The sequence below is a fragment of the Clostridium sp. Ade.TY genome (assembly GCF_000498355.1).
Taxonomy (GTDB): Bacteria; Bacillota; Clostridia; order Clostridiales; family Clostridiaceae; genus Clostridium.
Window position 1 is genome coordinate 1 of the sequence record NZ_AVSV01000011.1, and the last position, 21,018, is coordinate 21,018.

Consider the following 21,018-nt stretch of genomic DNA (forward strand, 5'->3'; position numbering starts at 1 on the left):
ATGATTTATATTAAAAGTCTCGTAACCACTAGGGTATATAACACCAGGTATAATTAAATACCGCGTTTGTTGACGTTATATTTTAAACTACTCCCTTTTAAGAAGCTTATTAACTTGTTATATAAAGGATAATACTTAGATAGTTAAATGTCAATATTATAGTGAAATTTATAATGTTAAATGTACGTAAAAACTAATATATATAATAATATTTATAAGTTTAACTGTTGCTGATTTTATGAAAAATTATTCTTTGCTAGATTCTAGTTCTTTATTTAAAAAGTATGAAATAACAGTTCTAATAATAACTATTGATGCTAAAACTAATATGTCTTGAATAGATGGATTTAATATTGATTCTATAATATCTGCACAAATTAAAATTTCAAGTCCTAATAAAATATATGTACCTAGATAATTTTTTATTGTTGTAATTTTTTTTACTTTATTAAGTCTGTCTTTTTTTGTTAATTCCAATTTTATAAAAGCTACAAAAGCTAAAAGAACTCCCCATACAATAATAAGTATTGAACAACAATTTAATATAAAAGTTAATGTTTCTAATATTTCTTTAAACAAATTAATCCCTTCTTTTGTAAATGTTAGTTATTAAATAGAGTTATATTAATTATATATCATTTATAGTATAAAAAGGTGAATAAATATTTATTTAATAATAAAATAAATATTTTGAATTATAAATATTTTAAATGTTAATAATTAAAATTGATAAATTAATCTAATTTTTATAATTCAGGAGAATATTTTCATGAAATTAAAGAATAAAATAAAAGAATCACCAATAGTTATTTATACAATTATATTTCTAATTTTATTTTTAGCTTTTTACTTAATTTTTATTATATTAAATAAAAATATAATTTGGTTATCTGATGGTATAAATCAACATTATTCCATATTACATGATTTTAATGAGATGATTAGAAAATTTTTAAGTAATCCATCAGTTGGATTTAGTGAGTGGGATTGGTCTATAGGATATGGAAGTGATGTTATTGGGACATATTCTTATTATATAATAGGAGATCCAATTTCATATTTATCATTATTATTTCCTTTAGATAAACTAGATTTAGCTTACGATGTATTAATAGCACTTAGATTATACTTAGCAGGATTAGCTTTTATAATATACGTAAAAAGCTTAAAGTTTTCAAATAAAGGGGGAGTGTTAGGTGGATTATCTTATGCTTTCTCAAGTTTTGTAATGATGACTGCAATTAGACATCCATACTTTATAAATCCATTAATTATATTGCCTATAGTATTCATAACAATAGATAAGTTAATAATAGATAAAAAGAAATATCTATTTTCATTAATGGTAGCAATTTCTATGATATCAAATTTTTATTTTTGTTATATGATTGCAATTATAAGTATAGTTTATGCCTTTATTAGATATTTTGATTATAAAAGATTTAGAGAAATAAAATTTAGTAAGTATTTATTTAATTTAATTATATATTTTTTTATAGGAATATTAATGTCTAGTATTATATTATTTCCAACATTATACTCAATATCTACTTCATCTAGAATAACAAGTGATAATACTCAAACAACAATATTGATATATCCAATTGTATATTATATAAATTTAATATACTCTTCAATATCAAGTGGAAGTTATCCTTTTTGGACAATAATAACAGCGCCTATTTTAACATTTATTTTTTTACCTTTATTTTTTAGAAAAAGAAAAAAATATTTTATATATTTTTATATGTTAATAATTTTTTCTGTTATGACTTTGGTTCCCATATTTGGATCAATAATGAATGGATTTTCATCAATCTCTAATAGGTGGACATTAATATTTGCATTTATAGCTAGTGTAATAATATGCATCGGCTTTGATGAGTTAAAAAATACAAATAAAAAGGATTATTTATATGCAGTTTTTATATTAATATTTTATGGTATATTTGCATTTATAAAGATAGAATTACCTATAATAAAAAATGAAATGTTTCCAGTTTTATTTTGGGGAATGGTAATGATTTTTATAATTTTTTATTATTCAAGTAAGAACACTTCAATAGAGAAAAATAATAAATTTTTCATGTTTATACTTATACTACTTTCAATTAATATAGCTTTTAATAATTACTATAGATATAGTCCAAATGGTCAAAATTTATCAAAGCAATTTATAGAAAAAGGAGAATCTTTAAAATATTATACTGAATCCTTTGGTGGAGCAGAGGAGTATATAAATGAAATGGATAATAGTTTTTATAGAATATCAAAAACTGATGATATATCACGTGCAAAAACAAGAAATAATTCGTTAATATTAAATTATAATGGTATAGATTCTTATCTATCAGTAAATAATGGCTATATTTCTGAATTTTCTAGATCATTAAATAATAGATCTTATACTCCTAATAGTCCAATAATTAATTTTGATAATAGATTTATAGTAAATAATATTATGGGAGTAAAATATTATATTGGATATAAGAATAAAGATGCAAAGTTACATACATCAATCGAAAAAATACAGGATATAGGGAAATTTTCTGTATATAAAAATAAAAATGAAATGCCTTTTGCATATGTTTATAAAAATATATTATCTGAAGATGAATTTAGTAGGTTAAATGGATTAGAAAAGGAAGAATCATTAGTATATGCAGCTTCAGTAAGTGATGGTAATAGAATTAGTAATATAACTAATTTAAAATCAAGTATAGAAAGTTTAAAATTTGATACTAAAGGGACGACAGCAATTATAGAAGATAATAAAATTATAGTTAAATCACTAGAAGATAAAATTGTTTTAAATTTAAAGGATAATAATTTTAGTAGTGGTGAAATTTACCTTGATATAGCTAATTTGAAATATAATCCATTATATAGTGACTTGAAATCTAATAATAATTTAATTCAAAGATTAAAAGAAAAAATAAAACCTTTATTTAAATTTAATAAAGGAGATGAATTTTCTTTAAAAGCAGAATATGATGGTAAACAAAAAAGTTTTAAACAGCCAGATTCTCTGGATGCATCTGGATATTTTAATATAGATTCTGTTCTTATTAATCTTGGATATTATAAAAATATGATAAAAGAAAATAATAAAATAACAATAAAATTTAATAAAATGGGAGAGTATAGTTTTGATTCTTTAAAAGTATTAAATCTACCAATTGATGAATATTTAGATGATCTTAGGAATCTTAAAAATAATAAAATGACTATAGAAAAAATGGATCAAGATATTGTTGTAGGTAATATAAATTCATACGAAGATGGAGTTATAATGTTTCAAATACCTTATTCAAAAGGATGGACTTTAAAAATAGATGGTGATATAGTAGAAACTTTTCCAGTAAATAAAGCTTTCTTAGGGGCTAATTTAAATAGTGGAGAACATAAAATAGAATTAACTTATAAGACTCCATTTTTAAGGATAGGAATAGTATGTACTTTAATAGGGTTAATTATATTTTTAATAACAATAATTTTAGATAAAAAGCAAAAGAAATAAAAAATATCCCCAAAATTTAAACACTAATATTAAAGTTTGGGGATAAATGATTATAAAGGTTCATTTTTCAGTGAATAAATTTGATTACCAAAATCCTCAAGTGCATGAAGTACTGGACATAATGATTTACCAAGTGGAGTTAATGTATATTCTACCTTTGGTGGTATTTCATTATATTGTTTTCTAGAAATTAATTTATTTTTACATAATTCATTTAGACTACGTGAAAGCATTATACTAGATATTCCTTCTAAATTTCTTTGAAGTTCATTAAACCTTACTGTTTTTAACTTAGCAATTTCCCATAAAATTTGTAGTCGCCATTTTCCGTTAAGTATATTTAAAGCATATTTTATTGCAAATTCTCTTTTTGAATAATCCTTATTTAAATAATCGCTCATTAAATACCTCCATTACTAACATTTTTGTTAGTTGCTTAATAATTTTTCAGTACTTGTATTACTTTAATCAAATTACTATAATAGCTTATAGAAAAAAAGTGTCATTGTAAAGCTAGCTATACAACTTTGTTATCTACAAAATAAAAATTATAATATGTTAAGGGAGAAAAAGTTATGATGAATGTGAATAAAGATAAATGTATAGGATGTAGTCTTTGTGCCAAAGATTGTATTGTTAATGATATTGAAATAATAGATGGAAAAGCAAATATAAAAAACAAATCTTGTATAAAATGTGGACATTGTATAGCTATATGCCCAAAGAAGGCTGTATCAACAGATGAGTATGATATGGAAGAAGTAAAAGAGTTTAATAAAGATTCATTTAATATAGATTCAGAAAACTTATTAAACTTTATTAAGTTTAGAAGATCAATTAGAAGTTTTAAAGATAAGGATATAGAAGATGAAAAAATATTAAAAATTATAGAAGCAGGAAGATTTACTCAAACAGGAAGCAATATGCAAAATGTTTCTTATGTAGTAATAAAAGATAAAATAAATGAAATTAGAGAACTGGCTTTAGAAAGTCTTAAAGAAGCTGGAGAACATTTACTTAATAATTTAAGTGAAGAAAATGCTTATTATGAAAGATATGCTAAAATGTGGATAGATATGTACAATGAACATAAAAATAATCCTAATAGCATTGATAGATTGTTTTTTAAAGCACCAGTTGTAATTTTAGTTGTATCAGATTCACAAGTAAATGGAGCACTTGCATCATCAAATATGGAGCTTATGGTTGATTCATTAGGTCTTGGAACTTTTTTTAGTGGATTTTTTATAAGAGCTATTCAAGGAAATAAAAAGATGCTAGATTTACTTGGACTTAAAGAATATGATCAAATAGTTACTTGTATGGTTATTGGATATCCAAATAAAAAATATTTAAGAACTGTACCAAGAAAAAAGCCACAAATAATATGGAAATAAAATCCAATAACTTGTATTAAAAGTTTTAATAAAAATGTATAGCTTAATTTATTTTAAGCTATACATTTTATTTTTATTGTCTTCTTTTCTTTGAAGTTTTTTTGTATAAAAGATATATACAAGCTACAATTATTAATCCTATAACAACAAAACTATAGTCCTTAAGTATTTGGCTAATAAGTGCTGTATTTTCTCCAAGAAAATATCCTATAACTATTAATAATGTATTCCATAAAACTATTCCACCTAATGAATATAAAATAAATGGAACAATATTAAATTTCAATGTTCCAACAACTAATGAAATATAAGTTCTTGTAAGTGGAACTAAACGAGTTAAGAAAACAGATGATTTTTCATATTTCATTATAAAGTGATTTATTTTATTTATACTTTTTCGTGAACTTGGAAATTTTCTTTGAAGTGATTCTAATATTAATGAGCCTCCAAAGTATCCTAGAGCGTAACAAGTAAGAGAACCTAATATACCAGCAATTACACTAACTAATATAGCTGAAATCAAAGAAATATTTCCTGTTGCAGCAAGTAATCCTACAAAAGGAAGTAATACTTCACTAGGTAATGGCAAACAAGCATATTCTAAAAATACTGCTACAAATACTCCTATGTAACCAAAGTTATCTATTAAAGAAACTATAGTATCAACAAAATTATTTAAAATGTCCATAGTTAATCCTCCATATATATATTATGAAAAGTATAGCTTTTATATGTTAAAAATAAGTTAGATTAAGGTTAAGAATAATTAATTTATATTACTATTATTAATATTTTAAACATTTGTAAACATTTTAAAAGAAGATTAAAATATTAAAAAAAATATTGATATAATCTAGTGTGGATAAAATTTATAAAAAGGAGGTATTATAATGAAAATTTTGGTTGTTGATGATGAAATTAGTATATTGAAAATGTTAAAAATAACTTTAGAAGTTGCAGGATATGAAGTTTTATTAGCTGAAAATGCTGTATCTGCGTTAGATGTTATTTTAACTGATTTACCAGATATAATAATTTTAGATGCAATGCTTCCTGATATTGATGGATTTGATTTAATTCCTAAAATTAAAAAAATCAAAGATATTCCTATAATTATGTTAACAGCTAAATGTAATATGAGTGATAAACTTTTAGGATTACAGTTAGGTGCTGATGATTACATAACAAAACCATTTAATAGTACAGAACTTTTATTAAGAATAAACATAATAAAAAAGCGTAGTTTAGATAATAAAGTAAAAAATGAAGATGAGGAATTAATAGTAGGAGATCTTAAGTTATTTTTAAAGGAAAAAAAGCTTTCAATAAATGGAGAATATATTGATTTAACATATAAAGAATTTCAAATATTAAGTTATTTATCTAAAAATCATGGAAAAGTTTTTACTAGAGATGAACTATTAATAAAAATATGGGGATATGATTTTGAGGGAACAACAAGAACTGTAGATATGCTTATACAAAGATTAAGAAAGAAATTAGGCAATTATCAAAGTTATATAAAAACTATTTATGGATTAGGATATAAGATAGATGCAGATTAAGAAATTAAGTATAAAAAGAAAAATAGTTATAACTAGTATTTTTATTTTAGTTCCTATAATTATTTGTATTTGTATAATAACTTTTAGAATATTAACGACTAATTTATTGAATAGTTCAGTAAACTCATTAATTGCTGATAGTAAATCAGCGCAAATATATATAGAAAATATAATTAGGGAAAACAAAGATGAAAATATAGATACTATAATAAAAGATTATGCTCCATACATATGTAATGAATTAAAAGAAAGATTTGGTTTTAGGGTTCAGTTTTTTGATAATTCTAATAAATTAATCTATGATACAACAGATAATAAAGATATTTTAAGGTATTACAATGATATAAATGAAGCATCAAATGGAAATAAGGCATATACTCTAGAAAAAATAGATGGAGTTCCATATATTTTTATATCATCACCAATATTTTATGATGATAATACATGTGGCGTTGTTAGATTTATTTTTAAAGATATTCAAACATATACAATTGTGAGACAAGCATTTTATATTGTTTTAATTGTAGCAGTAGTATTTATGTTAATTGGAATAATATTATTTTATACATTTGCAAAAAAAATAACAAATCCTTTAATTAAGCTTACTGATTATTCAAAAAAAATATCTAAAGGAAATTATGAAGAGAGAATAAATATAGAAAGTGGCGATGAACTTGAAGTGTTGGCAACAACATTTAATGAAATGAGTGAAAATATAAACATATATATAGAAGAAATTAAAAAGGCTTATAAAAATCAAAAAGAATTTTTTGATAATATATCTCATGAGTTTAGAACGCCATTAACTTCTATAATTGGATTTTCATATATATTACCTAAAATACATGATGAGGAACAATTAAAAGAAAGTTCAGACTGTATAAGACAAGAGGGTGAAAGACTTCTTGATTTAGTAAATGAAATATTAGCAATAGCTAAAAATGAAAAGGAATCTTTTCAGATTAATAAAGAGTTTATTAATATAAAAAAAATATTAGATGAATGTGTTTCTATATTAAAGCCTAGATTTGATAATTATCATATAATTGTTGAAAGTAATTATAATATACATTTTGTATATGGAGATTATAATAAGACAAAACAAGTTTTTTTAAATATTTTAGATAATGCTATAAAATATAGTGGCTGTGAAATATTAACAATTAATTCTAAAAATTATAATGATAAATTTGAAGTAGTAATAAGAGATGATGGTATAGGTTTTGATACAAGTAACCCTATAAGTGAAAAGAGTACAGGCTTTGGACTAAATATATGTAAAGATATAATGAAAAATCAAAATGGTGATTTTTATGTAGAAAGTGAAATGTACTCAGGAACAGTATGTAAAATTACATTTTATAAGTACTATTCCAAATAATTTTATGAAGGGATATGAACATGAAAAAATATAGTATATTTTTTATAGTTTCTATTTTTATAGTAACTATAATAACATTAATGTTTTTTAGAACTAATTCTAATACAGTTTATGGGAGAACTTTTGTTGTAGAAGATAAAGAAACTGCAATAAAATCTTTAAATATTTCTATACCAAAACAAATAGTAATACATACAAATTTTTATAGAAATACAATTATTACAAGCAAACTAGAAATAGATGAAATATTAGATTTAATAAATACAATAAAAACTTCTTCATCAAAAGATAATGTAATACTTGAAAGCAAAAATTCATCATATACAATAATGGGAAAAATAATATATAACAATAAAGTAGATGAGTTTTCATTAAATAATAAGCTTGTTTTTGATAATCATATTTATAATTCAAATTCATATTTAATAAATAGCTTACATAAAAAACTTATTAATTATTTTAATACATATGAACATTTAATTGACATATTAAACACAAATGAATCAAATGTACTTTATGAAGGCAATAATAAAAGTTTTTATTTAAACAAAAATGAGCAAAAAAAACTTGCAAGAAGTTTATCAAAGTTAAAATTAATGAATGATGAGACTAAACTAAATAAAGTAAAAATAGAAGATAAAAAGCTTTATACATTAAAAATAAAGATAAATAAAAATATAAATAATAAAACTAATAATTTAATATTCATTGATGTTTATAAAGGATATGTTGCAATTCAGTTTTTAGCTGATGATAATGGTAAGAAAATATATATGGAAGGGAATATATATGAAAATTAAAATAAATAAAAAAAGTAAAATAATAGTTGCCTTTGGTGTGTTGATTTTTATATTAATTATAGGAATAGTTTATTTCGATAATATTAGTAAAAAATCAACTCCAGATCTTAATGGTAAGCATATTGTTGTTTATTCATGTCTTAGAGAAGAGGAAACTAAAGCCATATTAGAATTATTTAAAAGTAAAACAAATTGTTCATATGAGTATATACAACTTCCAACACAAGAGGCTATTTCAAGAATAGAAGATGAAAAAAACTCTCCTAAGGCAGATATATTTTTAAGTGGAACTAAATTAAGCTTACAAAAGTTAGATAAGATAGATTCAATAAAAAGATATGTATCTAAAAATAGTAGAGGATTACCGGATGAATTTAAATCTTCAAATGGTAAATGGGTTGCTTTTGAAGTACATCCTTTTTCAATTGTAATAAATAAAAATGTTTGGGAAAAAGATTTTAAAGATACTCCATTACCAAAAAGTTTTGAAGATTTAAAAAATCCTAAATTTAAAGGGAAAATAGTATTACCAAATCCATTAACATCAGGAACAGGATATAGTTTTATAAATTACTTAAATGAATATTTAGGTGACGAAAAATATAAAGATATAATAAAAAAAATAAAAGATAACACAGGATTATTATCAACTAGAGGGTATAATGTAGTGCAAAATGTTGCATCAGGGGAATATCCTATAGGAATATCATATTTAAGTAATATAAAATTAATGGAAAAGACAGTATCTAATCTAATTGTAATAACTCCTAAAAATGTTGGAGTAGATTTGCATGGGGTTGGAATAATAAATAAAAAAGATAATTTAGATGCAGAAGAAGCATTTGTTGATTTTATTATTTCAAAGGAAACACAGGAAAAACTTAAAGATATTTCTTTTGCATATCCAGTTTTAGATTATAAAAATTTAAATAATTACTCAATTATTAAAAACCAAAATAATGAAGATATTGCAATTGATACATGGAAAAAATCATAAAGAATATATAAAAACATCACAAATTGTTACATTTCTAATATATTTGTGATGTTTTTCTAATATGTTAATCATTTAACATAAACTCATGAAAATAATTTCAAGGAGGTTTATTAAATGATTTCTTTTTTACAACCAGCCAAAGCAATTAATCGTTTACCAAAGGACGAAATTAAAAAGACTTATAAAAGTTATCGTATAAGAGTATTTATTATGATAATGGTTGGCTATATGTCTTTCTACTTAGTAAGAAAGAACTTTGCTATAGCATCACCGCTATTAATACAAAACTTACATTTTTCAAAAACAGAAATAGGACTTATAAGTAGTGCATTTGCAATTTCATATGGACTAAGTAAATTTATATTAGGAACATTAGCAGATAAGTCTAATGTTAAAAATTACTTATGTACAGGGCTTTTAGCATCAGCTGTAATTAATATATGTTTAGGATTTACAAAACATGTTTGGATATTTGTAATCCTTATGATATTAAATGGTATATTCCAAGCAATGGGTGCACCAGCTTGTCATATTGTAATAGGAAAATGGTTCAGAAAAAATGAACGTGGTCTTAAGATGAGTACGTGGAATACTTCACATAATATAGGTGGAGGTCTTGTAGGACCACTTGGAACTTTATCATTATTTATCTTTGGTGCAAATTGCTATCAAAGTATATTCTTATTACCAGCAGTTATATGTATTGGAATAGTTATTTTTATGTTTTTCATTGGAGCAGATACACCAGAATCAGTAGGATTACCTTCAATACAAGAATATTATGGTGAAGAAGTTCTAGAAGAAGAAAAGAATGTTGATAAAAATTCTCTTTCAATGAGAGATATAATGTTTAAATATGTTTTAAGAAATAAATATGTTTGGATATTAGCAATAACAAATATATTTATATATATAGTTAGACAAGGTATGGTTGACTGGATTCCAATTTACTTAACACAATCAAAGCATTTTTCATTAGCAGATGCTAACTGGGCAATGATGTTATTTGAATATTCAGCAATTCCAGCAACTATATTAATAGGTTGGCTATCAGATGTTGTATTTAAAGGAAATAGAGCGCCACTTGGAATAATATGTATGATTGGCGTTTTAGTAGCAGTAGTAATATACTGGAAAACTGATAGTTACTTAGTATCAATGCTTTCAGTTGCATTCGTTGGATGCTTTATATATGGACCAGCAATGTTAATTAATATGAGCTTAATAGATCTTGTTCCTAAATTTGCAGTAGGTTCTGCAGATGGATTTGCAGGATTAACAGCTTATTTAATTGGACAACTTAATGCAGACCTTTTAATTGGTTATTTTGCAGATAAATTTGGATGGAATGGAGCATTCATATTTATGCTAATTGGTGCTGTATGTGCATTAATTGGATTAGTAATTCTTCAAATAACAGTAAAACGTAATAATTACGAAGGTGCTGTAGATTAATAAAATAAAAATAGAAACTAACTAAAAAAACTAACATCCTAAAATACAAACAACAAACAATAAATCTAGTATAAACAAATAAATCGAGATCCTAAAAATAGAATTATAAAAAAGTGAGTCCTAATTATAAAAAATTAGGACTCATTTTACTTTTAATAACCTACATTATCAGCAACAACCAATATAGTAAAGCGGTTTGCAAACTTCCTTCCATTATTAACTACAGACATGTAATTGCATATTCTACCTTTTACATCACAATCTGAACAAGTACCTGTAGTAGTACATGGAGCTTTATGATTTATTCTTTTAGCATTTAATATTGCAATTTTCTTTAAACGTTTAAATGCTTCATCCAAATCTTCAACTATTTTATTTACTCCAACGACTACAATAACTTTTCTTGGACCAAATATCATCCCAGCAGCTCTATTACCTGTTGAATCCATATTTACAAGTTCACCATTTTTAGTTATTGCATTTGTACTTGTAACTAAGAAATCAGCTAGCATTGATTGACGCATTATTTCAACTGTTTCTGAAAAAGGAACATCTTTGTATCTATCAAATAAGTTATAATCACCATTTCTAAATTCATCAATTATATCCATTTGATTTAATGTTACAGAACCACCTAAAGCTATTGAAGAACCTTTTGGAATTAATTCAAGCACCTTCTCTCTAGCATCCATTAAAGTCTCGCAATAATAAGCATCGTAATATTTCATTTTAAGAATTTTTACAATCTCATTAGCATCACATTGTTGTTTCCATTTTATTGTTTTATCCATATAGATCCCCCTCATATGTATAGTTATAATAATTTTAGTAAATATTATACAAATATAGTTTAACACAATAGATTGAATATATTAATATTAAATAGAATTTATTATTAAAAATAATTATAACAATATAGAATAAATGAGGTGTTAAGGTTAATGTATAAAGATAAGGTTGTTTTTGTAACTGGAGCTAGTAATGGAATTGGAAGAAGCATAACAAAAAAGTATGCAGAGGTTGGAGCAAAAGTAATAGCAACAGATATTGTGGAGAGAGAATTTGAAGAAGATAATATAGAATTTTATAAAATGGATTTAAAGGATAAAAATTCAATAGAAGAAGTATTTAAAAAGGTTATAAATAAACATAAAAAGATAGATATATTAATAAATAATGGTGCAATAAGCAAATTTAATAAATCAATATTTGATATAGAAATAGAAGAGTTTGATGAAGTTATAGCAGTAAATTTAAGAGGAGCTTTTATTTGTTCTAAGGAATTTTTAAAAGCAAATAAAGGAGAAAGTTATGGAAGAATAATTAATATAGCATCAACAAGGTGGAATCAAAATGAAGCAGGTTGGGAAGCTTATGGTGCATCAAAAGGTGGATTGGTTTCTCTTACAAATTCTATGGCAATATCATTAAGTGATACAAATATTACAGTAAATGCAATAAGTCCAGGGTGGATTCAAACTACTAATTATGAGAAATTGTCAGATGAAGATCATAAAATTCATCCATCAGGAAGAGTTGGGAAAGCAAGAGATATAGTTAATGCTTGCTTATTTATAACCAATGAAGAAAATGACTTTTTAAATGGAGAAAATATAGTTATAGACGGTGGAATGACAAAGAAAATGATATATTAAATTTAAAGAAAAAAAGCTGTGCTATTTATGTAGTATAGTTTTTTTATTGCACAAAGTATTAAAAAATAACATAGAATACACTATAGTATTACATGGAGTTGAAAAGGTGTGATATACGGGCTTATTTTAGCTGGCGGAAAGGGGAGTAGACTTTATCCTTTGTCAAGAACAGAGAAACCTAAGCAGTTTCTTAAAATAATAAAAGAAAAAAGCTTCTTAGAAAACACTGTTGACAGAATAACTCCTCTAATAGAAAAAAATAATATTTACGTAGTTACAAATCAAGATTATAAAGAAAAAATAGCTGAAGAACTTAAAGATATAAAAAGAGAAAATATTATTACAGAACCTATGAATAAAGAAACTGCTACATGTATAGGGCTTTCAGCAGTTAAATTATTAAAAAAAGATAGAGATGCAGTAATGATAGTTTTACCATCAGATCACTATATAGAAAATGAAAAGGAATATATAGAGACTCTTGCCCAAGCTGTTGAATTAGCAAATAGGAGAAGATGTATAGTAACCTTAGGGATAGATCCAACAAGACCAGAAACTGGGTATGGATATATTGAGATGGGCAATAGAATTGGCGGAAATAGGCCAGCATATAAGGTAGCTAGATTTACTGAAAAACCTAACGTAGAAGTTGCAAAAGACTTCATATATAAAGGAACCTATTTATGGAACTCAGGAATGTTCATATTTAGGGCGGATGTAATACTAAGAGAAATAGAAAAATACCTTCCATTTATGCATAAGTCTTTAATGGAGATATATAAGTATATAGGCGAAGAAAATGAAGAAGAGGTAATCAATGAACAATATAAGCTAATAGATGGTATATCAATAGATTTTGGTGTTATGCAAAAGACTAGAAAAGCTTATGTGATAAAATGCGACTTCACATGGGACGATATAGGCAGTTTTAGTGCTTTAAGTAGATTTTTAGATAAACAAAATAGTAATTCAGTATCTGAAAATGTATATTTAGAAGGCTGTGAAAACTGTTCTGTATTCGGTAAAAAAAGTTTAATAATAGGATTAGGAGTAAAAGATATAGTAATAGTTGATGCAGGAGATGTACTCCTTGTTATGAATAGGGAAAAAGATCAAGAGATAAAACATCTTTTAAATGAACTTGAAGGTGAAAAAGATTATAAAAAGTATTTATAAAAAATATTAAAGAAGGTGTAAAAGCCTTCTTTTATTTATATTAATAAAAAGCAATTAAAGTTTTATTTTTATTATAAGGAATTAAGTTACATTCTGATGAAGGGTTAAAATCAAATTTATTTAATGATTCATTATCAAGATAAACTTTGAATAAATCATATCCACTATCGTCTATAACAACTATAGGTTTAATAATTAAACCATTATCAAAAATATCATAAACTATTCCAAGGTTGTAATCATAGTCATTTTTATAATTATTCATATAATAAATCACCTCATAAAATGAAAATATTTAAAATCAATAAAATATATGTATATATAAAATATAACATTTATTTATAAAAAGTTAAATCATTATTAAAAATAAATTTTAATAAGAAAATACTTATTAGAACAAAATAAAACAATTTGAAAAAATGTAAAAATATTGTATAATATAAATTGATTGTATAACAAAATAAAGATATGGAGGAATTAAAGATGATAAAATTAATTTTATTTGTATTTTTATTTTCAATATTTATTACAAAGTTATTAAAAGATGTAAAAAAAGATTTAGCTTATTTAGAAGAAAAAATTTAAAAATAGTTATAAAACTTTCTTGCGAAGATTCATGTATAAACTGAATCTTCGCTTTTTTTATGAAAAAATACTGAAAATTAAAATCCATTAATTTGAAAATTATTTTCTAAAATGAAAAATAATTTTCAAAAAACTATTGAAATAGTAAAAGAAAATGATTACAATATAATCATAAAGAAAATAATTTTCAGAAAAGGTGATTTGATGTTAGATGTAGTTAAGGGAAAATTGATAGTATCTTGTCAAGCATTAGCGGACGAGCCTTTGCATAGCTCATTTATTATGGGTAGAATGGCTAAAGCTGCAAAAGAAGGCGGGGCAGTAGGGATAAGAGCTCAAGGAGTTAGTGATATTAACGAAATAAAGAAAGTAACAGGATTACCTGTTATTGGGATACTGAAAATAAATTATGATGATTCAGATATTTATATAACACCTACGAAGAAAGAAATTGATGATCTTCTTACTACTGAATGTGAAATGATAGCATTAGATGCAACAGGAAGAAGAAGACCACATGATGAAAAACTTAAAGATTTAGTAGATTATATACACAAAAATAATAGATTAGCGATGGCAGATATATCAACCTTAGAAGAAGGAATAGAAGCAGAAAAGCTTGGGTTTGATTGTATTTCAACAACTCTTTCTGGATATACACCATATTCTAAGCAAAGTGATGAAGCAGATTTTGAATTATTACAAAAGTTAATAAAAACAGTAAAGATTCCTGTTATTTGTGAAGGAAAAATAAATACACCAGAAGATTTGAGACAAGCTTTTGATTTAGGTGCGTACTCAGCTGTAGTTGGTGGAGCTATAACAAGACCACAACAAATAACTAGAAGATTTACAAATGTTTTAAAATAAATTAAAAAGGTTTTATTGGGAGGTTTTATATTATGAAAGGTATTTATTCAGCTTTATTAGTTTCATTTGATAAGGATGGAAACATAAATGAAAAAGGATTAAGAGAAATTATTAGACATAACATTGATGTATGTAAAATTGATGGTCTTTATGTAGGTGGAAGTACTGGTGAAAACTTTATGCTTTCAACTGATGAAAAGAAAAAAATATTTGAAATTGCTATGGATGAAGCAAAAGGACAAGTTAAATTAATAGCTCAAGTAGGATCAGTTAATTTAAAAGAAGCTGTTGAACTTGCAAAATTTACAACAGAATTAGGATATGATGCAATATCAGCAGTTACACCATTCTATTACAAATTTGATTTTAATGAAATTAAACACTACTATGAAACAATAATAAATTCTGTTGATAATAAACTTATTATATATTCAATACCATTCCTAACAGGAGTAAATATGTCAATAGATCAATTTGCAGAGCTTTTTGAAAATGAAAAAATAATAGGTGTTAAGTTTACAGCAGCAGATTTCTATTTATTAGAGCGTATGAGAAAAGCATTCCCAAATAAATTAATTTTTGCAGGATTTGATGAAATGATGTTACCAGCAACAGTACTTGGTGTTGATGGAGCTATAGGTTCAACATTTAATGTTAATGGAGTTCGTGCAAGACAAATTTTTGAAGCTGCTCAAAAGGGTGATATAAAAACAGCATTAGAAATTCAACACGTAACTAATGATTTAATTACTGATATATTAAATAATGGATTATATCAAACAATTAAGTTAATGTTACAAGAACAAGGGGTGGATGCAGGTTACTGTAGACAACCAATGAAAGAAGCAACAGAAGAAATGATTGAAAGAGCAAAGGAAATAAACAAGAAATACTTTTAATATTTAATAATTAAAATAAAATTTTATAGCTTAACTAATTAATTAGTTAAGCTATAAATTAAAAAATCAAAAGGGGAGAAAATGAGATGCAAGGTTTTACAAAAGTTGATTTAGTTGTTTTAGTTGTTTATTTAGGACTTGTACTATTTGCTGGATTAAAATTTTCAAAGAAGGAAATGAAGGGAAAGGAATTCTTTAGAGGTGACGGAACAATTCCTTGGTGGGTTACTTCAGTTTCAATATTTGCAACACTTTTAAGTCCAATTTCTTTCTTGTCATTAGCGGGTAATTCTTATAAAGGTACATGGATAATGTGGTTTGCTCAATTAGGTATGTTTGTAGCAGTACCACTTACAATAAGATATTTCTTACCAGTTTATAGCAGACTAGATATAGATACAGCTTATGAGTATTTAGAAATAAGATATAAAGATAAAGGTCTTAGAATACTTGGAGCTATAATGTTTATTATTTATCAAATAGGTCGTATGGCAATTATAATGTATTTACCATCAATGGTATTAGCAAATCTTACAGGAATAAATGTTTATTTACTTATTATAGCAATGGGTGTTATTGCAATAATTTACTCATATACAGGTGGATTAAAGTCAGTATTATGGACAGACTTTATTCAAGGATGTGTACTTATAGCAGGTATTATATTTTCATTAATATTCTTAATTTCAACAATAAATGGCGGATTTGGAGCTATTATGAATGAATTAACTGAAGGTGGAAAATTCTTGGCTTCAAAAGAACCAATATTTAATCCAAATATATTTAAAACAAGTGTATTCTTATTGATAGTTGGAGGAGGATTAAATACTTTCTCATCATATATTTCAAGTCAGGATATAGTGCAAAGGTTTACTACAACTACTGATATAAAACAATTAAAGAAAATGACTTATGGTAACTTAGTTTTATCATTATTTGTAGCTACTATATTCTACTTAATAGGAACAGCATTATTTGTATTCTATAGACAAAATCCAGAATTATTACAAACTGCTCAACAAGACCAAATTTTTGCATCATATATAGCATTCCAATTACCAGTAGGTATAACAGGTGTAGTTTTAGCAGCTATATATGCAGCAGCTCAATCAACACTTTCAACTGGATTAAACTCAGTTGCAACAAGCTGGACTTTAGATATTCAAAACTTTATTACAAAAGATATGTCAATGGAGAAACAAACAAAGGTTGCTCAATATATATCTTTAGGAGTTGGTATAGCTTCAATTGGGATGGCAATAATACTTGCAAATGGTGGAGTAAATTCAGCTTACGAATGGTTTAATGGATTCATGGGACTTGTTCTTGGAGTTTTAGCAGGAATATTTGTATTAGGTATATTCTTTAGAAAGGCAACAAAGGCTGGAGCATATGCTGGATTTATAGCATCAGCAATAGCTGTTATAGTATGTAAATACGGCGGATTTGATGTAAGTATATGGTCATACTCAATTATTTCAATTGGAGTATCAGTAATAGTTGGAATGATTGTATCATTAATGACTCAATCACAAGTAGTTGATGAAAAGACTCAAAGAGAAGCTACAGTTTACTATAACAAAAAAGATAAAGTAGAAGAAGAAAGAAAAGCAGCTTTATCATAAAATTTTGAAATTAAATTAGTCTCTTTATATTAGGAGGAAGATGAAATGATATTTGGAAATTTAAAAGATATAGAAAAATATGAATTTTTACAAGGTCTTGTAAAGGAAGCATTAGTTCATGCAAAAGAAAATGATGTTATAAATTATGAGGCAGGAAGTCATGAGATTGATGGGGATAGACTTTTCTTAAATAGAGTTAATTATACTACGAAAAATAAAGAGAATAGATTTTGGGAAGGCCATAAAAAATATATAGATGTTCATGTAGTATTTGAAGGTAAAGAAAGAATAGATTTAAATTTTAAAGATAATTTAAATTTTAAAAAATATGTTGAGGAAGATGACTTTCTTGAATTTGAAGGAGATGAAAACTCAACAGTAGTTCTTGAAAAAGGTGACTTTTTAATATGCTATCCAGATGATATTCATATGACTTGTTTAAAGGCAGATGAAACACCTAGTGATGTTAAAAAGGCTATTTATAAAGTTATATTATAAACTTAAATATTAAAGATTTTATATACCCTGTAGTACATTAAATGTGCTATAGGGTATTAAGCTATTTGAATTTAAAAGGAGAGAGTAATATGAATAAACCTTTAATTGATGTGTTTTTGTTGATAGGACAAAGCAATGCCCTTGGAATGGGAGATGCAGATTATGCAAAAACCCCAAATAGCAAATGTTTTGAATATATTGAAATAGATGAAATTATACCTATGAGAAAATTTTTAGAAGTATCTAGGGGAAATGGAACAATAGCACAAAATTTTTCGTTAAAATGGAATGAATTAACAGGTAGATACGTATGTTTTATACATAGTGCTGTGGATGGTTCTATGATAAAAAATTGGGGACATGACCGATATAGTTATTTAGTGAATGCTCTAGATAAATATAAAAGTGGAGTTGAAAAGATAAAAAAAATATATGAAATAAATAGTCAAAATGCTATTTGGATCCAAGGAGAAAGTGATGCTAAATATGGAACTGATCCTATATACTATAGAGAAAAATTAAAGGGATTAGTAAAAGGTTTAGAATATGTAGGAATTGAAAAAGTATTTTTGAGTCTTACAGGATATTGGGAGGGTGTTGATGATGAAAAAGTTTATAATATTGCAGCTACACAAAGTATTACAGCAGAAGAGTGTGAAAATTTAATTGTAGCTTCAAATTTAGCCTTATCATTTAGAGAGAGAAATCTCTTAATTGATGAAGTTCATTATTCACAAGAAGCTTTAAATGAACTCGGAGAAGAGTTAGCTAATAATATTTATAATTATTGTTATAAGGGAGAAAATCCTAAATTTAAATATGAATTTGATTTAGGAAAAAATAAAAAGTATGTAAAAGAAATAATTAATTTATATGAGAGTTTATAGGAGGGGATTTTTATGAAGTTATTTGTAGGAATAGATATTGGAGGAACTAATATTAAATATGGAGTTATAGATGAAAATGGTAATATGTTAGAAACCTCAGAGAGACCAACAGAAGCTTATAAAGGCGGACTCAGTATAATGGATAAAGTTAAGGAGATAGTTTATAGTTTAAAAGGAAATTATAAGATAGAAGGTATATGTGTATCAACTGCTGGAATGGTATGTCCTAAAGAAGGAAAAATATTATATGCTGGACCTACAATTCCAAATTATATTGGCGTTGAAATTAAAAAGATTTTAGAAGAAGAATTTAATATACCATGTATGGTTGAAAATGATGTTAATAGTGCAGCACTTGGTGAATTATGGCTTGGTGCAGGTCAAGGTAAAAAATCAATGGCTTGCATAACTGTTGGTACTGGTATTGGTGGAGCTATTGTATTGGATGGAAAAGTTATGCATGGATTTACTAATTCAGCAGGGGAAATTGGATATATGATAGTTGATGGAAATGAAATTCAAAAAGTTGCATCAACAACTGCTTTAGTAAATAATGTAGCAAATAGAAAAGGCGTAGATCCTTCAAATTTAAATGGAAAAGAAATAATTAAAGGATATGAAAATGGAGATGTTATTTGCATTGAAGAAGTAATTAAAATAGCAGATGTAATAGCGCATGGTATATCAAATATAGTGTATTTATTTAATCCAGAAGTTGTAGTTTTAGGTGGAGGAATTATGGCTAGAGAAGATATTCTAAAGCCGTTAATAGAAAAGTCTTTAAAAAAATATTTAATAGAATCAGTATATAAAAATACAAATATACAATTTGCAAAACTTAAGAATACAGCTGGTATGATTGGGGCAGTTTATAATTTCAAAAATAATATATAACTTAGAATAAGAGCTAAATAAAAATTTATTTAGCTCTTATAATATATTTAAAAATACTAAAATCCTGTATGGCCAAATCCACCACCGCGATTAACACCTTTAATTTTTGCAACATTATCAGTATGAATAAAATTTGCTTTATAATATTTAGCAAGAACCATTTGAGCTATTCTATTACCTTTTTTAATGTATATAGTTCCATATGGATTACCGTTTTTATCTAAATAAATATATGTTTTTAAAAGTTTTCTATAAGCTTTCTCACAATCACGGTAATTGCTTAAATCTTCGCCTTTTTGTTCTAAGTAATCTTTAAGACTTACTTCTTCATAATTAGATTTTAAATCTTTTAATATATTTATATCATTTGCAATTTCATATGGTAGGTTTGCAATATTGTAGTTATTTTCAAGTATAACTGAAATATTACTAACTGAATCAGCATCGATTGTACCTATTGAATTTGATATCTTTAAGTAAGTTTTTAAAGATAATCCACTTCTAGCTCTTATTTGTATTTCCATGTTATCTGGAATTGCAAATTTTAAATTTAAAGGTAAAGCTACTTTTTCAAATGGTCTTATAATCATATCTTCAGCTGCGAATAGATCTGCTCCAGCTGCCAATGGTGTTTCATATTTTGGTGTGATTGCATTACTATCATATTCTATAAATACGTCTCTTATATTAGTTTTTTGCATTTAAATATCCTCCTTGAAATAGTATCATTTTTAGATTAGTTATAGTATAATTCAAAAAGTTTTTATAATTATATATTGAGTAAAAAATTAACAAAAAATAAAGTTTATTCATA

General features: G+C 25.2%; 21 protein-coding genes. 15 read left to right on the top strand and 6 right to left on the bottom strand.

Translation table 11 applies throughout. The features are described from left to right. Positions 1 to 246 precede the first annotated feature (246 nt). Positions 247 to 579, bottom strand: a complete 333-nt coding sequence (locus tag O212_RS0103890; RefSeq protein ID WP_024613848.1) for a DUF1622 domain-containing protein — start codon at positions 577 to 579, stop codon at positions 247 to 249. Positions 580 to 769: 190 nt separating this feature from the next. Here O212_RS0103890 and O212_RS0103895 point away from each other — a divergent pair, with 190 nt between their 5' ends. Continuing rightward, positions 770 to 3,520, top strand: a complete 2,751-nt coding sequence (locus tag O212_RS0103895; protein WP_024613849.1) for a YfhO family protein — start codon at positions 770 to 772, stop codon at positions 3,518 to 3,520. Positions 3,521 to 3,570: 50 nt separating this feature from the next. On the opposite strand, the gene O212_RS0103900 is transcribed toward O212_RS0103895, so the two are convergent. Next, complete coding sequence (locus tag O212_RS0103900; protein WP_024613850.1) at positions 3,571 to 3,921, bottom strand: helix-turn-helix domain-containing protein; 351 nt, start codon at positions 3,919 to 3,921, stop codon at positions 3,571 to 3,573. Positions 3,922 to 4,095: 174 nt separating this feature from the next. On the opposite strand from O212_RS0103900, the gene O212_RS0103905 reads away from it, so the two are divergent. Beyond that, a complete protein-coding gene (locus O212_RS0103905; protein ID WP_024613851.1) occupies positions 4,096 to 4,917 on the top strand; it encodes a nitroreductase family protein in 822 nt (273 codons plus the stop codon). A 73-nt stretch (positions 4,918 to 4,990) separates the two neighbouring features. On the opposite strand, the gene O212_RS0103910 is transcribed toward O212_RS0103905, so the two are convergent. Next, positions 4,991 to 5,605, bottom strand: coding sequence for a DedA family protein (locus tag O212_RS0103910; RefSeq protein WP_024613852.1), 615 nt, complete (start codon positions 5,603 to 5,605; stop codon positions 4,991 to 4,993). A 202-nt stretch (positions 5,606 to 5,807) separates the two neighbouring features. Here O212_RS0103910 and O212_RS0103915 point away from each other — a divergent pair, with 202 nt between their 5' ends. From O212_RS0103915 to O212_RS0103935, 5 genes are all read left to right on the top strand, one after another. Continuing rightward, positions 5,808 to 6,482 (top strand): response regulator transcription factor, encoded by a 675-nt coding sequence (locus O212_RS0103915; protein ID WP_024613853.1) that lies wholly within the window; start codon positions 5,808 to 5,810, stop codon positions 6,480 to 6,482. Beyond that, entirely contained in the window at positions 6,472 to 7,863 is a 1,392-nt protein-coding gene (locus tag O212_RS0103920; RefSeq protein ID WP_024613854.1) for a HAMP domain-containing sensor histidine kinase, read from the top strand. The genes O212_RS0103915 and O212_RS0103920 overlap by 11 nt, the downstream gene beginning before the upstream one ends. Before the next feature lie 20 nt (positions 7,864 to 7,883). Next, a complete protein-coding gene (locus O212_RS0103925) occupies positions 7,884 to 8,663 on the top strand; it encodes a DUF3919 family protein (RefSeq protein WP_024613855.1) in 780 nt (259 codons plus the stop codon). Further along, a complete protein-coding gene (locus tag O212_RS0103930) occupies positions 8,653 to 9,660 on the top strand; it encodes an extracellular solute-binding protein (RefSeq protein ID WP_024613856.1) in 1,008 nt (335 codons plus the stop codon). The genes O212_RS0103925 and O212_RS0103930 overlap by 11 nt, the downstream gene beginning before the upstream one ends. Positions 9,661 to 9,774: 114 nt before the next feature. Then, the gene (locus tag O212_RS0103935) at positions 9,775 to 11,115 is read left to right on the top strand and encodes an MFS transporter (protein ID WP_024613857.1); all 1,341 of its coding nucleotides are present in this window, start codon (positions 9,775 to 9,777) and stop codon (positions 11,113 to 11,115) included. A gap of 152 nt (positions 11,116 to 11,267) precedes the next feature. Here O212_RS0103935 and O212_RS0103940 read toward each other — a convergent pair whose 3' ends face one another. Next, on the bottom strand, positions 11,268 to 11,906 hold the full coding sequence (locus O212_RS0103940; RefSeq protein ID WP_024613858.1) for a lactate utilization protein: 639 nt from the start codon (positions 11,904 to 11,906) through the stop codon (positions 11,268 to 11,270). Between the two features lie 150 nt (positions 11,907 to 12,056). On the opposite strand from O212_RS0103940, the gene O212_RS0103945 reads away from it, so the two are divergent. Continuing rightward, complete coding sequence (locus O212_RS0103945) at positions 12,057 to 12,770, top strand: SDR family oxidoreductase (protein WP_024613859.1); 714 nt, start codon at positions 12,057 to 12,059, stop codon at positions 12,768 to 12,770. 108 nt (positions 12,771 to 12,878) lie between these two features. Then, positions 12,879 to 13,946, top strand: coding sequence for a mannose-1-phosphate guanylyltransferase (locus tag O212_RS0103950; RefSeq protein WP_024613860.1), 1,068 nt, complete (start codon positions 12,879 to 12,881; stop codon positions 13,944 to 13,946). Between the two features lie 40 nt (positions 13,947 to 13,986). Here the strand turns inward: O212_RS0103950 and O212_RS0103955 are convergent, their stop codons facing one another. After that, positions 13,987 to 14,211 (bottom strand): hypothetical protein, encoded by a 225-nt coding sequence (locus O212_RS0103955; RefSeq protein WP_024613861.1) that lies wholly within the window; start codon positions 14,209 to 14,211, stop codon positions 13,987 to 13,989. Positions 14,212 to 14,735: 524 nt separating this feature from the next. On the opposite strand from O212_RS0103955, the gene O212_RS0103965 reads away from it, so the two are divergent. The 6 genes from O212_RS0103965 (at position 14,736) to O212_RS0103990 (ending at position 20,204) form a co-directional block, all read left to right on the top strand. Further along, positions 14,736 to 15,401 carry an N-acetylmannosamine-6-phosphate 2-epimerase gene (locus tag O212_RS0103965; protein ID WP_024613862.1) on the top strand — a complete coding sequence of 222 codons (666 nt, stop codon included), beginning with the start codon at positions 14,736 to 14,738 and terminating at the stop codon, positions 15,399 to 15,401. Positions 15,402 to 15,433: 32 nt separating this feature from the next. Beyond that, complete coding sequence (locus O212_RS0103970) at positions 15,434 to 16,300, top strand: N-acetylneuraminate lyase (RefSeq protein WP_024613863.1); 867 nt, start codon at positions 15,434 to 15,436, stop codon at positions 16,298 to 16,300. An 86-nt stretch (positions 16,301 to 16,386) separates the two neighbouring features. Then, positions 16,387 to 17,925, top strand: a complete 1,539-nt coding sequence (locus O212_RS0103975; protein WP_024613864.1) for a sodium:solute symporter — start codon at positions 16,387 to 16,389, stop codon at positions 17,923 to 17,925. A gap of 45 nt (positions 17,926 to 17,970) precedes the next feature. After that, complete coding sequence (locus tag O212_RS0103980) at positions 17,971 to 18,423, top strand: YhcH/YjgK/YiaL family protein (RefSeq protein ID WP_024613865.1); 453 nt, start codon at positions 17,971 to 17,973, stop codon at positions 18,421 to 18,423. Between the two features lie 89 nt (positions 18,424 to 18,512). Beyond that, positions 18,513 to 19,310 (top strand): sialate O-acetylesterase, encoded by a 798-nt coding sequence (locus O212_RS0103985; protein WP_024613866.1) that lies wholly within the window; start codon positions 18,513 to 18,515, stop codon positions 19,308 to 19,310. A gap of 12 nt (positions 19,311 to 19,322) precedes the next feature. Continuing rightward, entirely contained in the window at positions 19,323 to 20,204 is an 882-nt protein-coding gene (locus O212_RS0103990) for an ROK family protein (protein ID WP_024613867.1), read from the top strand. Between the two features lie 56 nt (positions 20,205 to 20,260). On the opposite strand, the gene O212_RS0103995 is transcribed toward O212_RS0103990, so the two are convergent. Beyond that, positions 20,261 to 20,905, bottom strand: coding sequence for an aminotransferase (locus O212_RS0103995; protein WP_024613868.1), 645 nt, complete (start codon positions 20,903 to 20,905; stop codon positions 20,261 to 20,263). Between the last annotated feature and the right edge of the window lie 113 nt (positions 20,906 to 21,018).

Coding starts and splice junctions, on each gene's coding strand:
- O212_RS0103990 (WP_024613867.1), top strand. CDS start 19,323: ATGAAGTTATTTGTAGGAATAGATATTGGAGGAACTAATATTAAATAT.
- O212_RS0103955 (WP_024613861.1), bottom strand. CDS start 14,211: ATGAATAATTATAAAAATGACTATGATTACAACCTTGGAATAGTTTAT.
- O212_RS0103975 (WP_024613864.1), top strand. CDS start 16,387: ATGCAAGGTTTTACAAAAGTTGATTTAGTTGTTTTAGTTGTTTATTTA.
- O212_RS0103895 (WP_024613849.1), top strand. CDS start 770: ATGAAATTAAAGAATAAAATAAAAGAATCACCAATAGTTATTTATACA.
- O212_RS0103940 (WP_024613858.1), bottom strand. CDS start 11,906: ATGGATAAAACAATAAAATGGAAACAACAATGTGATGCTAATGAGATT.
- O212_RS0103925 (WP_024613855.1), top strand. CDS start 7,884: ATGAAAAAATATAGTATATTTTTTATAGTTTCTATTTTTATAGTAACT.
- O212_RS0103920 (WP_024613854.1), top strand. CDS start 6,472: ATGCAGATTAAGAAATTAAGTATAAAAAGAAAAATAGTTATAACTAGT.
- O212_RS0103935 (WP_024613857.1), top strand. CDS start 9,775: ATGATTTCTTTTTTACAACCAGCCAAAGCAATTAATCGTTTACCAAAG.
- O212_RS0103905 (WP_024613851.1), top strand. CDS start 4,096: ATGATGAATGTGAATAAAGATAAATGTATAGGATGTAGTCTTTGTGCC.
- O212_RS0103910 (WP_024613852.1), bottom strand. CDS start 5,605: ATGGACATTTTAAATAATTTTGTTGATACTATAGTTTCTTTAATAGAT.
- O212_RS0103930 (WP_024613856.1), top strand. CDS start 8,653: ATGAAAATTAAAATAAATAAAAAAAGTAAAATAATAGTTGCCTTTGGT.
- O212_RS0103980 (WP_024613865.1), top strand. CDS start 17,971: ATGATATTTGGAAATTTAAAAGATATAGAAAAATATGAATTTTTACAA.
- O212_RS0103915 (WP_024613853.1), top strand. CDS start 5,808: ATGAAAATTTTGGTTGTTGATGATGAAATTAGTATATTGAAAATGTTA.
- O212_RS0103900 (WP_024613850.1), bottom strand. CDS start 3,921: ATGAGCGATTATTTAAATAAGGATTATTCAAAAAGAGAATTTGCAATA.
- O212_RS0103985 (WP_024613866.1), top strand. CDS start 18,513: ATGAATAAACCTTTAATTGATGTGTTTTTGTTGATAGGACAAAGCAAT.
- O212_RS0103965 (WP_024613862.1), top strand. CDS start 14,736: ATGTTAGATGTAGTTAAGGGAAAATTGATAGTATCTTGTCAAGCATTA.
- O212_RS0103995 (WP_024613868.1), bottom strand. CDS start 20,905: ATGCAAAAAACTAATATAAGAGACGTATTTATAGAATATGATAGTAAT.
- O212_RS0103945 (WP_024613859.1), top strand. CDS start 12,057: ATGTATAAAGATAAGGTTGTTTTTGTAACTGGAGCTAGTAATGGAATT.
- O212_RS0103970 (WP_024613863.1), top strand. CDS start 15,434: ATGAAAGGTATTTATTCAGCTTTATTAGTTTCATTTGATAAGGATGGA.